We start from the raw sequence: 15110 nt of genomic DNA, 5'->3' as shown, positions 1-15110 counted from the left end.
TTTTTAAACAAAAAATACATAAAAATAAGTGTAATATATTGATTTATATTTAATTAAGTTGTTTTTAAGGGGCGACTAAATATCAAAAAAGTAAAGCTAAACTAATACATTGGATTGGCTTAAGTGAAAGCACGTACTACTTCAAGGGTTCTGGCAAGTCAAAAGGTAATAAAGCTACTTTATTAACCTATCATAAAACCCAAGGTTGGGTTAACGAACAAACTGTTGTAGAGTCAATTAAAGAGCTTTTAAAGGGTGATTTTATGGATTGTGGTTACCGTATGATGAGCGAGTATCTTAAACGCGAAGGGTACACCATTAACCATAAAAAAGTATTTCGTATCATGAAAAGCGCCAAACTTTTACAAACTCGTATAACTAGAGATCATTCGAATAAGAAGTACGTTAAGCATCGTAAAGTAAAGACTACAAGACCCTTAGAGTGTATTGAAATGGACATTAAGATGGTATGGATACCACAAAAAGGTAAAAATGCTTATTTACTTTCTGTAATTGATGTACACAGTCGTAGAATATTAAAAGACTACTTCAGCTTTAATATTAAGCAGAAGCAGGTAATAGAATTATTGTCAGGGCTTTTTGAAGAGTTAGATTACCCTAAAAATGTGGTTATTAGATCGGATAATGGTAGTCAATTTATTGCCAAGAATGTAAGAGAATATCTTTCCTTAGTAGGTGTATCACAAGAATTTACACACGTAGCAACACCAGAGGAAAATGCCCACATAGAAGCCTATCACGGTACTTTAAAAAGAGAGGTTTTTACTAAATTTGAATACTTTACTTTTGGACAAATAGAACAAATATTAAAGAAGTACGTAGTATTTTATAATAACAAAAGACTACATGGTTTGCTTGGAAAAATCACTCCAATGGAGAAATGGGAAAAGGACAAACACTTGATTTGTAGCAGAGAAAAAGTAACCTAAAACATTATACTTTAAAAATTTAAAAATACTCTAGGTTTATAGGGGTCAAAACATTAATTAACTGTATTTTTTTTATTTAAATAATTTTAAATACTATAATTTATTTTAAATATGTAAACTTATAATTTTAATTTTATTTTATAAATTATAGTTTTTAAATCTTTAATGTGTTGTGTTTTATATATTTATGTGTTTTTTAAATAGTAGTTTTAATTTATAATTATTATAAAGTATTTGTAAAATTGTGTTTGTCTATTTGTAGTTTTTTATAAGCATGTGATATTTGCAAACCTCTTAATAAAACATATCACAACACTTTACTACATGAAAAAATACTTTACAAAACTTTTGTTTTTGCTAATTGTCTTTTGCTCAACTATTATAGTAATTGGACAAAATAAAAGTGAAAAACACATTATTGAACATAGAGAAAATGCTAAAAATCAATTAGACAAACCCTATGTGGTACTAATTTCTATAGATGGCTTTCGTTTTGATTATACCCAGCGTTTTAAGACAGCTTTCATAGATCAGTTTGCTAAACAAGGGGTATCGGCGCCTTATATGTTAACTTGTTATCCATCTGCTACATTTGCGAACCATTACTCAATTGTTACAGGCTTATATCCTTCACATCATGGAGTGGTGGGAAATAATATGTATGATGCAAATACAAACGAGAATTATTCCATTAGAAATCCCCAAGCTGTCAAGGACTCTAAATGGTATGGTGGAACGCCACTATGGGTACTGGCTGAAGAACAAGGAATGTTAAGCGCTTGTTATTTTTGGCCTGGTTCTGAAGCAGATATTAAACAAACTAGACCGACTTATTACTATGATTATAATGAAACGGTAACGATAAATCAAAGAATAGACGAGCTTGTAAATTGGTTAGAATTGCCAAAAGAGAAAAGACCGCATCTTATTACTTTTTATTTGCCTGAAGTAGATCAAGCTGGACATTTATTTGGTCCCAATTCTCCAATTACTGCACTTGCTGCTCAATATATTGATTTGGCTGTAGAAAAATTAGTTGAGAGGCTTTCTGAAACAGGCCTACCAATTAATTTTATAATTCTCTCTGACCATGGTATGCTAGCACTGAGTCAAGAAAAACTCTTATCACTTCCAACTCTTCTTGATAATCAGGAGATTAATGTGGTAGAAAATGGGAGTTATCTCAGTGTTTTTGTAAAGGATAAAAAACATGTAGGTACTTGGTTTGACAAGCTTGTGGCTAATGTGAACTTAGCTACTATGAATGTTTATATGAAAGATGATTTGCCAGCTAATTATCACTTCTCTACTAAGGATGATTATTTTAATAGAATAGGAGATATTCTCATTACGGCTAAAGCTCCTTACTATTTTACAAAAACAAGAGCTGCTGGTGGTCATGGTTATGATCCATTAGAGGTAAAAGAAATGCAAGCAATGTTCATGGCTAAAGGAGTGAATATTAAAAGTGGTATAGAGTTACAGCCTTTTGAGAATATTGATGTATATCCTTTTGTTGCTAGTTTATTAGGTTTGAAAATTAATGAGAAGATAGATGGAAGTAATTATCTGATTAATAATGCAACAAAGTAAAGGTTCTTGTTTACAGTAGTTTGCCATTATTGTTTAATTAATTTCTTGCATTTTTATGAAAACTGTTTATCTCAAAGATTTAAATAAAGTAGAAACTTTTAATCAATATAATCAATTAGCAGTCGCTATAGAAAAGGCGAGATCTCGTGGGCGACGTCATTTATATCTAAATACTTTGCCGTATGAGATACATATGAGATTAATCTTCGAAAATTATGAAATTAGAAAGATTGTTAAGAAAGTACCTCATTTTTGGTTTGTCAAAAAAAAGGTTAAGTGTTATAGCATCAAACTCCCGTGAAATTTAATTACTTTTTTTATCCTATGTTTCCTGTAGCTTTATAGAATTGAGTTAGTTAGTACTATTTTTATTTATTATAAAAGTTTCTGTTTGTTGAAAAGGTAGCAAATAACTCAACATTGTAAAGGTACTGTAATTGAGTTGCTTTATTAGTTTTCTATAAAGATGTATACTACAGGATTGTTTATCTGGGAGGAAGTTTATTTACTTCTAGCATTGATAGCACCTTAGCCAATTAAGGCTAAGGTGTTGTTTTATAATAGGAACTCTAAGGTTTTATCTAAAATAAAATAGCCATAGCTAGGTAAGGGGCTCAACAAGAGAAAAGATGTACTTTTTATTTATAATGTTGATTTAAAGATATATGTGTGTAGATAGTGAGTTGTGTTTTATTACTTTATCTATTTTATTTTAATTTTTAACTTATTTTATAAATAGTTGTATAAGTGGATTAATCCAGATTTATTCATTTTACAGGTGTTTTAATAACGATTTTATATCTAGTATTTGAGATATGAATAATTGATGTGTGGATATTTTACTTATTTAGGTTGTTTTTTGTTAAATAAACTAGTTATTTATTAGTAATTTGTTTGTTGTTTTAACTATATAGTGATAAACATTTATTTTTATATATTAGTTGTATTTTAGTAGCAGATAGTCTAAACTATAATCATTCAAGATTGTATTTTAGACAATTAGCAAGAGAACTGACAATTACAAATATCTACTTATTTAAACACTATAGGGTATCAGAATTTTATGGAAACTACAATTTTAGAAAAAGCAACAGCAATGTTTTTAAAACAGGGATATAAAACAGTGACGATGGATGATATTTCATCTGAGTTAAATATCTCTAAGCGTACCCTTTATGAATACTACTCCTCAAAATCAGAGCTTATTGAAAAAAGTTTAACTTATGTAAATAAGCAATTTTTAAATCAATTGGAAAGTATAATAGCATTAAAGCAAGATGCATTACAGGAAATGTTTTCACTACATCATGATACACAAAAAATCTTTGAAATTGACTCATCTGCTGCTGCCTATGAACTTCATAAGTACTATCCTAAGCTTGGCAATAAACAAAAGAAGTACTATAAGAAAAAGTATGTAGCTTTAATTAAAAAGAATCTAGAAAAGGGAATAAAAGAAGGAGTATATCGCTCAGATTTTGATATAGATTTTGTATCTGTATTTATGATTGTATCATTTAGTGCTATAAATGATTTAGATTATTTTCCAGAGAGTGAGTATGAACACAATGACAAAAGGGACTTGCATCTAGAGTATCATATGCGAAGTATTATTTCGCCAAAAGGTATGAAACCACTTGAGGCTTTATTAAAAAGACTTTAATTAATGTTTTTATATTTTATTGAAAGGGCTGTCCTTTTTGAGACAGCCCCCTTTCTTTTATAAAATAGATTGAATTTTTCTTTTGGCGATAAAAGCATCAATAACAGAGAAAATATGTTCACGATCTTTTTCTTCAAACTTAGACACTTCTAAAATGCGTGTACTGGTATCTTTATCAATGCGTATGTTTTCTTTACCTGTTAAGTAGTCTAAAGAAATTTCTAAGATATCTGCTATTTTACGAGCAATATCAACGGAAGGGAATACCTCGTTTCTCTCGTATCTTCCCAATACATTTTTGTGAATATTTAATTGCGCAGCTAAGTCAGTTTGCGATATTTTTTTCTCTTTTCTCAAATCAGCCACTCTTGTTCCAAAATCCATAACAAACAACTTTATAAGTAAAAAAACCTTGATTATTGTTGAATAGCAAAAAGATTAAAACAAAATAGGTTCTTCAAAACTAAAAAAGTTTGCTAGATAAAACTAAAAGGTTTTTTTCACCTAAATAGGTGTCAAAAATATTTTTAAATTTTTATGGTATGGAAATAAGCGAGATAAAACAACAACTAACCATGGCAACGGTGCTGTATTATTACGGATTAAAAACAGACAATTAGAGCAGAATAAACTGTCCGTTCCAAGAGGACAAAACCCCTGAGTATGCAGGTATATTACAAAACGCATACAGCCTACTGTTTTAGTTCCAACTGTAAAAACCCATGGTGAAAAGTATGGACGTGATAGATTTTATAATGCACAAAGAAAACGCAACCAAAGCCGAAGCGATAAATAAAGTCAAAGAAATTATAGGTTACACAGCACCAACAGCAAAGAAAACTACCAACCTGAATTAAGCCGAGTGCAGTTTTTAGGCAATATATACCTAAGAGTATTGTAAAGTAAAAACTGTCTTGATATACAACCGTATGCCGAGTAGTGTAAGAGGTCGGCTGAATAAATAGTCTTCAACCTACTAATTGATTTTAATAGATATGTAATTGTGAAGGTTTACTTTTCTCCATTTTTTTGATTTTAAACGAAAACAGTTAATAGGGTATTTTGATCGTTTTAAGCAGAAAAAATGTCGCTTGCGGAAAACTTTAACATTTACAGCGATACTTTTTAGCTCAAAAAAGGACTTTTTTTGATGTTATTTATATTGGTTATTAATAAGTTAGACTTAATGTGCATTTTTTTGTCAATAATTTGCACAAAATGAACGCTTGTAAATACCTTTGTATTTTAATTCAATCTAAATAAAATGAAAAGAGTTTACGTTTTAGCTGGTGTCTTGATGGCATCTTTATTAACATTTTCTTGTTCTAGTTCGGATGATAATAATGTTACGAATCCTGAAATAGAAGTAGGACCAACAAAAGATTTATCTCTAAGTGAGGTTGTTATCGGACAACGAGGAGGTAAACAATTAAATTACAATTCTGAGTTCCCCATCTCATTTGTAAGTACACTTTCTGATAAAGAAGATACTATTGCTTTAGTTAAAGTAGCTCTGAAGGATGGTGAAGTAGAAATAGTAAGTCAAGAGTTTAAAGATGTGGATAGCGAATTTTATGAAACTATTACGCTCTCTAGCGATGAGTATTCTTTAAAAGATAATACTTCTTATACCTTACAATTAGTTGTAAAGTCTAAAAATGGTTTAGAGAAAACTATTGAAGAGCAAGTTCGTTTTGTTAATTTCTATATTGAGAATGTAGAGGTTATGAGTTATGACAATCGCAATGATTATCCTAATCAACTATTTTTAAATTCTTCAAATGGTAGTTTACAGTTTTTGGATGTACACTACGAGGGAGAACTGAAAGAAGTTCGTTATTTTTATGAAAATAAAAGTAATCCTGCTAAAAGTTTTTACGTGAATACTAATGTAAAAGATTTTAAAAACGATGAGGAGAATCTTGTGTATCTATCTGTATCAAAAGATAATCAGCTAGATGAAAATGGCAAAGCTTATATCATAGAGTCTGGAGATTATAATCTTTATTTACAGTATAAAACAAATGATACTTTCTTTGAGCCAATACTGCTTAAAAGCAATATTAAAATTAACGATCCACTAGTTAAATATGATTTAAAACAGTTTGTCGTAGCTTCAGATAAAGAATTCACAAATATTGGTAAATATACCTTTACTAACTCAGTTAGTATGAGATTTTATATCAAAGGATTAAAAGAATTAATGCTAGGTAATGAAGGAATACGTTCTATTGGTTTTAGAGTTGTAAACACAGAGAATAATACTATTAATGCAAGTGGCCAGAATTTTATCTTTAGTGGTGATACTGAAAAGGATTTATTAGATAGCTATTTGTTTCAATTTAACTATAGAGCAGATTTATCTACTTTTGACACTTATGTTGATATAGATTATTCAAATGGAGCGAGCGAGTCGATTAATCTTGGAAAAATAACTAGAGATGAAAAATAATAGTCTATCATTTCGCAGTCTATTTTCTGTTTTCTTATTATCGTTTGTACTTATGCTTACTAGCTGTAGTTCAGATTCTAATGATGATATAGATGTATCTGGACTCTCTGAGGTAAAAAAAGAAGCTATTGAAAAAATAGAAAATGCTACTAATCTAACAAAAGAAGAGAAGAAGGATTTTAAAAACGAGATAGCAGATGTTCAGGATGAAGCAGTTGTAGATGTCTTAGCTAAAGCGAATACTTATCTACCAGTTTCTTTTAAAAATTTAGAATTTATAACTGTAGAAAAAAATGTAGTTATAGATGGGAAAGAGACAGGGTGGAAAGATGTAAAAACATTAGAAGATGATCAACAGACTGTATTTCAATTTATAACTAATACAGCCATAAGAGGGAAGTTTTACATTGATGCATCAAGAATTGCAGAGTATAAACATACATATGATATTGTAATAGGGGATAAGTACGATTATAACAGAGAGAAGAAAACAGTAGTAATGACAATCTCTTCGCTAAAGTTTACCTATGAGATAACAGGTTACAATCATGCTAATAAACAGATTTTACTTCACTTTATTCATTATAATAATGGAAATGATTTTCCAGCTGGAATCCCTTATTTTTATGAAGGTCCACTAAAAGATCGTTATATACAACATATCTATACGATCAAAATGAACATAAATGAATTAGCAACAAGTTAATCTTATTATGTTGTAATTTATTTAATTCCACTAGCGTTTTATAATTTAGGCTATCATTAGTCTATTTGAAATATTATTTCTAATCTTTAAAAGGAGAGGCTTCTAGCTTCTCCTTTTTTGTTGTGTGCCCAGTATGGGCAATAACTCTAGGGTGCAAGTCCCGAACACACCTTTACAGTGGGAAGTGTTAGCTATGGCTCTTACTTCATAAAGAGTTTTTATTAAACTCGTTAGCAAAAGGGATGTATAAACCTCAGGGAGTACGCAGAGTAGGAATCCCCACAGTTATTGATAGATTAGTACAGCAAAGTATCTCACAAGTATTATCTCGGATATACGAACGTTATTTTCATTCAAGTAGTCACGGATTTAGACCTCAAAGAGGATGTCACACAGCATTGAAACAGGCGAAGAGACATCTGAATGATAAGTACCACTACGTAGTGGACTTAGATTTAGAAAAGTTCTTCGATACAGTCAGTCATAGCCGGTTAATAGAACTTCTGTCAAAACGAGTAAAAGACCCACGTGTAATCTCACTTATACATAAGTATCTAAACTCTAGGGTGATTATAAATGGAAAATACGAACAGAGTACGCAAGGAGTTGTTCAAGGAGGACCTCTCTGCCCATTACTGAGTAATATCATGCTTGATGAACTCGATATGGAGCTCGAAAGACGTGGACATCGATTTGTTCGCTATACAGACACTGTTTAATCTTCTGTAAGAGTAAGAGAGCGTGCGAACGTGTAAAAGAGAGTATAACTCTATTTATAGAAACAGTACTGCACTTAAAAGTCAATAAAGATAAAACTACTATAGGATATACTCAAGGAAAAAAATTCTTAGGATACAGTTTTTATGTCAATAAAAACAAACAGTGGGAACTATGTGTTCATGCAAAGAGTTATAATAAACTCAAAGAAACATTAAAGATGTTTGTAACAGGTTAGATGTCCTATTTCAAGTTAGCGAATATGTCAGATAAGATTAAGCGTATAGATAAATGGCTTCGGTCAAGAATACGGATATTTATACGGAAGAATTGGAAGAGTAAGGGATTAAGCTACACCAATCTTAAAAAGATAGGTGTTAAAGCTAATCAAACTTATCAATGGGCTAATACCTGAAAGGGGTATTGTCGTGTAGCCTTGATTCCTGTTTTAAAAACATCATTGAATATTCGGGTTCTAAGGAAAGCAGGATATACATTTCTGAATGACATTTACCTAAAAGTATCGTAAATTAACAACCGCCATGGTACGGATCCGTATGCCTGGTGGTGTGAGAGGTCGGGTGAAGAAATAATCTTCAGCCTCCTACTCGATTGTCTAAAGTAAGTTTTGATTCTTATTAGAAACTACAATTACAGATAAATAAGTATTTTTGTAATAAATAACTAGAGTTAATGGTAATTATTGAAACAGATCGACTTTTGTTAAGACAGTATAAACAAGATGATTTAAACGCTTTTGTAAGTTTAAATAGTGATGAAATGGTAATGCGCTATTTCTTAGATACAAAGACTGCTCAAGAGTCTAAGTTAATGATGTTAAAATTACAAGAAGATATCGCTAAAAATGGATATGGAGTATTTGCAGTAGAGCTTAAGCAAACCCATGAATTTATTGGTTTTGTAGGTCTTAGTGAGGTTGTTTTTGACGTGGATTTTGCCCCGGCCGTGGAAATAGTATGGAGATTGCTTCCTGAGTATTGGAATAAAGGATTTGCCTCTGAGGCAGCCAAGGCATGCTTAAAATTTGCTAAAGAAAACTTGCCATTCGATAAGATATATGCTTTTACTACAGTGGTTAATAAATCTTCAGAAAAAGTTATGCTTAAAATAGGAATGGAATATTTATATAATTTTAATCATCCACTTGTTCCTAAAGATCATCCTTTGCTAGAGCATAAACTATATGTTATGAATTTTATAAAGAAAAATTAGTGTTTAAATAACTCGAGTGAGAGTTAAAATAATTATTGTTTTCTTAAAAGCATAGGCATTTGTAAACCTTCTTTATTATACATAATAGGAATAATGTATTTGTTATCTTCTTTTATTGTTCTTTGATTGATATTATCTTTAATCGAAAGAATTCCCCAAGGCAAGCCAGGGGGGGGGGAAGGAAAAGTTTGAAAGACGGATGGTTTTTCAAAACACTTTGAAAAAGTGTAAATTATCAGGATGATGAGCATATTTATAAGAGTCATAGCAAGACGTTACTATTGTACCATACAGAGTATTTTCTATGAAATATAGGCGTAAGGTACTTACAGATGAATCAGGTCTTAGGTTGGTGAAAGTTTGTGAGGGAATATCAGAGAGATATGAGATAGCTTTTTGGGATATAGGCTATGAATCAGATCACGTTTATTTTTTGATATAAAGTGTATCAAGTTTGTCATTAAGTCAAATAGTACGGATAATAAAGAGTATTACAGCTGGTGAAATGTTCCGTTTTCACCCAGAAATAAAGCAATTATTATAAGGAGGTGATTTATAGACAAGTGGTTTTATGTAAATACAGTAAGTTTATTAGGCAGTAAATAATTGATACGGAAGTATATAGGAAATAAAGGTAAGTCAGACAAAGATTACCAGAAAGTATATTCAGGTCAACTTACGCTGTTCTAACAATACCTCGTGGACTTGCTCCGAGGTATTTTCTGTTATTTAATTACTCCTAGTATTTTACCTAATAGATAAACTCTTTCTATATTATTTTGTGGAATAGATAGTAGTGAATGATCTTTTTGAGATTTTAATAATGCTTTTTTTGTTAAATATTATTTCTTAATCTTGGAATGTAGTAAAGTCAACTTCTTTTTTATGATTTGCAAATGTATTTTCCATTCTTTCTTCTGAGGCTGCAAAGCGTATTGTATCGCCTTGTACTTTTGTGATTTTCATTGTTCCAATTCCTAAATCATTAGCCTTGTCATCCATAAAGACGCAATGATAAATATCTCCAACTTTTATGTCAGCTATGCGTTGGTTTAAGGTGTTTTTAAGGTCAATAGCTTTTTGCGCTTTATTTTTATTTACAATAGGCATAACAATAGCTAGAGTAGCTATAAAAATAAAAAAGTTTCTAATTAGACCAATTTGAAAAGGTATTTTTGCTTTTTCTTCTTTTGCTTTTATAACTAAAGATTCGTTCCAATATTTTCTAGGTATATCATTTCCTTGCGAATCTATTATTATAGCCATTTTTGGACTTGCAACAAACCAAGGTTCTGGAAGGAGTATATTTACATAGCCTTGGAAAATAATAAGAGTACCTTGTGTGTTATCTAAGAGTTTGACAAGGATCTCGTTTATTACTTTTTCTTTAAAAGAGTAAGCTAATACCATTGTTTGCTTTTATTTATTATTCCAGTGAATAATATAAAAACCTAAATAAAAGCTATGGTGTCAGGAGTGTTAATTCTATATACAAAAAAAGCATGGATGTAATACAGCCATGCTTAATTTATTGTAGATAATTTTTTTAGGTGATACCCTAATATAAATTACGCTCTACGAACGTTAACTGCGTTAAGTCCTTTTTGACCTCTTTCAACTTCGAAAGTTACTGTGTCATTTTCACGGATACGGTCGTTTAAACCTGTAGTATGTACGAAAATGTCTTGTCCTCCGTCTTTTGGTGTAATAAATCCGAAACCTTTAGTTTCATTGAAGAATTTTACTGTTCCTTCTTGCATGGTAATTAAAATTAAATATTAGTATTATATGATTTTTACATCTACAGCTCTAAGGCCTTTTGATGTTTTTTGCTTTGTATAGGAAACTTTGTCTCCTTTTTTTAGCGGTTGTGAGATATCAGTACTATGTACGAAAAGATTATCCTGTGTTTTGTTTTCAATAATGAATCCATAACCTTTTTCATTGTAGTAAGTAACTGTTCCGGTACCTGCTGTATCTGATTCTTGAGAATTAGCATAACCTCGTTGATGCTGTCTTTTGTTAGCTTCTGCTTCTTGTTGATCTGGTGGTAAATCTGTTAGGTTACCATTTATATCAACATAAACTAACATATCCTCAAGTGATTTCCCTTTATTGTTTACACTTTTACGCTCTTCTCTGCGCTTAGCTTTTTCTTGTTGTTTTTGTAATTTTTTTTTGAAGTTTTCTTTTTTAGAAAAAGAATCTGCCATATATATAAGTTTTTTAAAGTTTAGTATAAATTTTATTCACTCGAAATTACCTGGAGCTTGACTCCTGTAAGTTTTTGAATGTTCAGTAGGTCTTTTTTCTCTTGTGGTGAACACAAGGACACAGCTTCACCCGATAAACCAGCACGTCCTGTTCTTCCTATACGGTGTACATAAGTCTCAGGTACATTAGGGATTTCATAATTAATGACAAATGGTAATTTGTCAATATCAATACCTCTAGCGGCAATATCCGTAGCGATAAGTATATTTATACTATTGTTCTTAAAATTATTTAATGCAGCGACTCTAGCATTCTGTGATTTATTTCCATGAATTGCTACTGAATTTAGTCCTACTTTCTGCAAGTATTTTACCAAATTATTGGCTCCGTGTTTAGTACGAGTGAAAATAAGTGTTTGTGTTTCAGCATTATTCTTTAAGATAGTATGCAATACTTTCTTTTTATCTTCTTGATTGACAAAATAAACTGATTGCGCTACCTTTTTAGCTGTTAGAGTTTTAGCTGCAACTTCTACTTTAATTGGTTGGTAAAGTATAGTGCGAGCAAATTTTTCTATAGCTGCAGGCATTGTTGCGGAAAAGAATAGTGTTTGTCGCTTTTTTGGAACATACGATAAGACTTTTTTAATGTCATGTATGAAGCCCATATCTAGCATTTGATCTGCCTCATCTAATACTAGAGTACTAATATTGGAAATCGAGACAAGCTTTTGCTGTATTAAATCTAATAATCTACCAGGAGTGGCTATTACTATTTTCGGATTCTGTTTTAGTGCTTTTATTTGTGGAGGTAAAGCAACACCTCCGAAAAGTGCAATGGTTTTTATAGCAGTATGTTTGCTATAATCTTTAAAGCTTTTCTCTACTTGTAAAGCTAATTCTCTAGTAGGTACAAGTACAAGAGTCTCAACTACTTTTTTTGAAGTTTGTTTATTTAATAGGCCCTCTAAGATTGGAATTGCAAATGCTCCTGTTTTCCCAGTACCAGTCTGCGCACATCCAATGATGTCCTTCCCTTGTAAAATTGGAGGGATTGCTTGCACTTGTATAGCTGTTGGAGTGGTGTATCCTACTTCTTGGATAGCTTGAAGTATTGGACTAGAAATAGATAGGTCTTTAAAAATCATGCATTTACTTAATCATCTAAAGGGATTAAACCTTTTGATGTACTACTTATATTATTATACTTGCTGTATTATTGTTCTCAGCTTAGTATAAAGGTAGCTTGTTAGCTAAAATGACATGAAAAAAGTAATTAACTCTTTATATTTTTAAAATCAAAATTCTAAACAGTTACGTATAAAATTTTAAAAAATAAAATAACATTTTTATCTATAGTAATGAGAATCAAAAGTTGAGATTTATTCTGCTTTTTAAACTAGTGATTAAGACTAGATGCGTAAAATAATATCTTTTTAACTATTAATACATTGCAAATATACTAACATTATTTGGATAATAAACATCGTTTTGAAAAAAATATAATAGAATATGGTATTTAGTTTTTATTTTGAGGGTGTTACCCTTAATAAAGTTAGTTTTTTTTATTTTTTAGTTTTATCGGATGGAAACTTTTTATTAGTGTAATCGATATGCTTTAATCCAAAAATACATGGCTATTAGTAGTAAAAATAGACTAATTAGCAGTTCTTCTTTTACCTCTAGTGGATCTAATACAAAAGTGGTATTAGCTTGATCCTTCACAATTTTAATGGGTTGTGCAAGATTTAAACGGTTAGTAGAATGGTAGGGTATATTAGTAGTAAAGAGTTTATCTTGAACTGTAAAAGTAACCTGCTGTTTCTTTACAGATGAATTATCTTCTTCTAAATTTTTAATAGACATAACTTTAGCTACTACTTGCTCACCAAAGAGAAATGTTTTCTTTTGGTTTGCATTAATTAAAAGAGTTATTAAAGCACATATAAGTATAAAAATACTTGTTGATTTTAATTTCTGTTTCATAGTAAGGATAGTTTGTTGTTGCTATATTATAATTTTTTTGTATAAAAAACAAATTTTTGTGTATTAAATACTGTTTATTTATGATTAAATATTTGTTTGTTAGATTGCTTTATTGATTAATATTTGAAATTGTATTTTATTGTTGTTTAATTATTCATATATAGGTGAGTGTTACAAATATTATGCTAAAAATTAAAATGAAGATAGAATAATACAATATTGGATTACCTAGGCGGTGATATTGCTAGAAACTTAATAGCCTTTAAATTATGTCAATAGAAATATATTATTGTGTTTTGTAAGTTTTAAAATAGCATTTTTTACTATTCTACTCTTATATATTGACTAATTCTACTTTCGCTTTAAGCTAAAAAAGCGTATTTTTGTTTATATAAAATTGAAAATTATGAGAAAGTTTATCGGAAGTTTGGTATTGTGTTTAGGACTTGTTGCAAGTGGGTTGGCACAAAACGTAATTACAAAAACAGATTTATCTATTTTCCCAAAACCGGAGAAAGGATATAAACAAGTAGTGATTGAGGTACCTCACTCAAAGCTTGATAATAATAAAAAAATTGAGTTTAAAGTGGGAAAAGTTACTGAAGTAGATGGATGTAATTATTTTGGACTAATGGGCTCGTTAGAAGAAAAAGACTTACAAGGATGGGGCTACAATTATTATGTCTTTACAACCGATGGTCAGATGACCTCTACACAGATGGGATGTATAGATTCTCCAAATCGTCATTTATTTGTATCTGCTGCGCCACAGCTTGTAAATTATAATGGTAGATTACCTATTGTTATTTATGTTCCACAGGAGTATGAAGTAAGATTTAAAATTTATGAAACTGATGGAGATGAATATCAAGCTAGCGAAGTAATGCAAAACAGAATTAATTAGTTAATTGATAAAATAAATAGTAGAGGGAGTCATTTGGCTCCCTTTACTATTTACTTTATTTTTAATCAACTATATTTTATTTTCATTCTATCTAAAAAATACTAAATAGCAAATAACAAAAGTTGGTTAAAAATGGAGGTTGTTTTTGAATAATTTGTACTTTTACCCAATAAAAAAAATATTCTAATATGAAAAGAAGAAACCTTTTAGCAGTTGCTCTATTAACTACAGCAGTTGCTTTTGTTGGATGTAAAGACAACAAAAAAGATAATGAAACGCAAACTCAAACCGAAGTTGTTACTGAAGAAGGTAACCAAGAGGCTCAGGAAGTAGTTGATATGCATACTTCTGAAAACTCTTTAGACTGGGCTGGTACTTACCAAGGAGTTATTCCTTGTGCTGATTGTCCTGGTATTGAAACTACTATTGTTTTAAATGAAGATGGTACTTTTACTAAAGTTACTGTTTATCAAGATAAAAAAGATGGTAAATTCGAAGATAAAGGAACATTTACTTGGGATAAAACAGGTTCTATTGTTACTTTAAAAGTTGGTGATGATGCTACTCAGTACCAAGTAAGAGAAGGAAGTTTATTAATGCTAGATACTGAAGGAAAAGAAATCACTGGTGAACTAGCTGATAAATATTATTTACAACAAAAATAATTAACAGAATTAATCGCTTTATAAAAAA

16 protein-coding genes and 1 pseudogene are annotated in these 15110 nt (G+C 30.4%); 11 read left to right on the top strand and 6 right to left on the bottom strand.

Going from position 1 to position 15110, the window contains the following annotated elements; genetic code table 11:
- Nucleotides 1-101: 101 nt before the first annotated feature.
- The 3 genes and pseudogenes from RH98_RS12795 to RH98_RS12780 form a co-directional block, all read left to right on the top strand.
- Nucleotides 102-950, top strand: a pseudogene (locus RH98_RS12795) (IS3 family transposase); the annotation flags it as partial.
- A 324-nt stretch (nt 951-1274) separates the two neighbouring features.
- Nucleotides 1275-2543: an alkaline phosphatase family protein gene (locus tag RH98_RS12790; RefSeq protein ID WP_010255521.1), complete on the top strand. Its 1269-nt coding sequence runs from the start codon at nt 1275-1277 to the stop codon at nt 2541-2543.
- A 1063-nt stretch (nt 2544-3606) separates the two neighbouring features.
- Nucleotides 3607-4206 (top strand): TetR/AcrR family transcriptional regulator, encoded by a 600-nt coding sequence (locus RH98_RS12780; RefSeq protein ID WP_010255516.1) that lies wholly within the window; start codon nt 3607-3609, stop codon nt 4204-4206.
- 57 nt (nt 4207-4263) lie between these two features.
- Here the strand turns inward: RH98_RS12780 and RH98_RS12775 are convergent, their stop codons facing one another.
- Nucleotides 4264-4590 (bottom strand): helix-turn-helix domain-containing protein, encoded by a 327-nt coding sequence (locus RH98_RS12775; RefSeq protein WP_010255514.1) that lies wholly within the window; start codon nt 4588-4590, stop codon nt 4264-4266.
- Nucleotides 4591-5470: 880 nt separating this feature from the next.
- On the opposite strand from RH98_RS12775, the gene RH98_RS12770 reads away from it, so the two are divergent.
- From RH98_RS12770 to RH98_RS15480, 6 genes are all read left to right on the top strand, one after another.
- Nucleotides 5471-6658 (top strand): hypothetical protein, encoded by a 1188-nt coding sequence (locus RH98_RS12770; RefSeq protein ID WP_010255510.1) that lies wholly within the window; start codon nt 5471-5473, stop codon nt 6656-6658.
- Nucleotides 6648-7364, top strand: coding sequence for a GA module-containing protein (locus tag RH98_RS12765; protein WP_010255508.1), 717 nt, complete (start codon nt 6648-6650; stop codon nt 7362-7364). Before RH98_RS12770 ends, RH98_RS12765 begins: the two co-directional genes overlap by 11 nt.
- A gap of 242 nt (nt 7365-7606) precedes the next feature.
- Nucleotides 7607-8083, top strand: a complete 477-nt coding sequence (locus tag RH98_RS16100; RefSeq protein ID WP_010255506.1) for a reverse transcriptase domain-containing protein — start codon at nt 7607-7609, stop codon at nt 8081-8083.
- Nucleotides 8084-8319: 236 nt separating this feature from the next.
- On the top strand, nt 8320-8496 hold the full coding sequence (locus tag RH98_RS16095) for a group II intron maturase-specific domain-containing protein (RefSeq protein WP_369383827.1): 177 nt from the start codon (nt 8320-8322) through the stop codon (nt 8494-8496).
- Nucleotides 8497-8774: 278 nt separating this feature from the next.
- Complete coding sequence (locus RH98_RS12755) at nt 8775-9314, top strand: GNAT family N-acetyltransferase (RefSeq protein ID WP_010255504.1); 540 nt, start codon at nt 8775-8777, stop codon at nt 9312-9314.
- 304 nt (nt 9315-9618) lie between these two features.
- Nucleotides 9619-9756: a transposase gene (locus tag RH98_RS15480; RefSeq protein ID WP_081498632.1), complete on the top strand. Its 138-nt coding sequence runs from the start codon at nt 9619-9621 to the stop codon at nt 9754-9756.
- Between the two features lie 407 nt (nt 9757-10163).
- On the opposite strand, the gene RH98_RS12745 is transcribed toward RH98_RS15480, so the two are convergent.
- The 5 genes from RH98_RS12745 to RH98_RS12725 form a co-directional block, all read right to left on the bottom strand.
- Nucleotides 10164-10724 (bottom strand): hypothetical protein, encoded by a 561-nt coding sequence (locus RH98_RS12745; protein ID WP_010255498.1) that lies wholly within the window; start codon nt 10722-10724, stop codon nt 10164-10166.
- 158 nt (nt 10725-10882) lie between these two features.
- Entirely contained in the window at nt 10883-11074 is a 192-nt protein-coding gene (locus tag RH98_RS12740; RefSeq protein ID WP_010255497.1) for a cold-shock protein, read from the bottom strand.
- Between the two features lie 24 nt (nt 11075-11098).
- Nucleotides 11099-11527, bottom strand: coding sequence for a cold-shock protein (locus tag RH98_RS12735; protein ID WP_010255495.1), 429 nt, complete (start codon nt 11525-11527; stop codon nt 11099-11101).
- 32 nt (nt 11528-11559) lie between these two features.
- On the bottom strand, nt 11560-12675 hold the full coding sequence (locus RH98_RS12730; protein ID WP_010255494.1) for a DEAD/DEAH box helicase: 1116 nt from the start codon (nt 12673-12675) through the stop codon (nt 11560-11562).
- A 451-nt stretch (nt 12676-13126) separates the two neighbouring features.
- Nucleotides 13127-13513 carry a hypothetical protein gene (locus tag RH98_RS12725; protein ID WP_010255491.1) on the bottom strand — a complete coding sequence of 129 codons (387 nt, stop codon included), beginning with the start codon at nt 13511-13513 and terminating at the stop codon, nt 13127-13129.
- Nucleotides 13514-13919: 406 nt separating this feature from the next.
- Here RH98_RS12725 and RH98_RS12720 point away from each other — a divergent pair, with 406 nt between their 5' ends.
- Together RH98_RS12720 and RH98_RS12715 are read left to right on the top strand one after the other, a co-directional pair.
- On the top strand, nt 13920-14417 hold the full coding sequence (locus RH98_RS12720) for an ecotin (protein WP_010255488.1): 498 nt from the start codon (nt 13920-13922) through the stop codon (nt 14415-14417).
- Between the two features lie 188 nt (nt 14418-14605).
- Nucleotides 14606-15082, top strand: a complete 477-nt coding sequence (locus RH98_RS12715) for a copper resistance protein NlpE (RefSeq protein ID WP_010255486.1) — start codon at nt 14606-14608, stop codon at nt 15080-15082.
- Nucleotides 15083-15110 lie beyond the last annotated feature (28 nt).

This window comes from Myroides injenensis M09-0166 (assembly GCF_000246945.1).
Classification (GTDB): domain Bacteria; phylum Bacteroidota; class Bacteroidia; order Flavobacteriales; family Flavobacteriaceae; genus Flavobacterium; species Flavobacterium injenense.
This window is presented reverse-complemented; position numbering and strand designations above follow the sequence as displayed.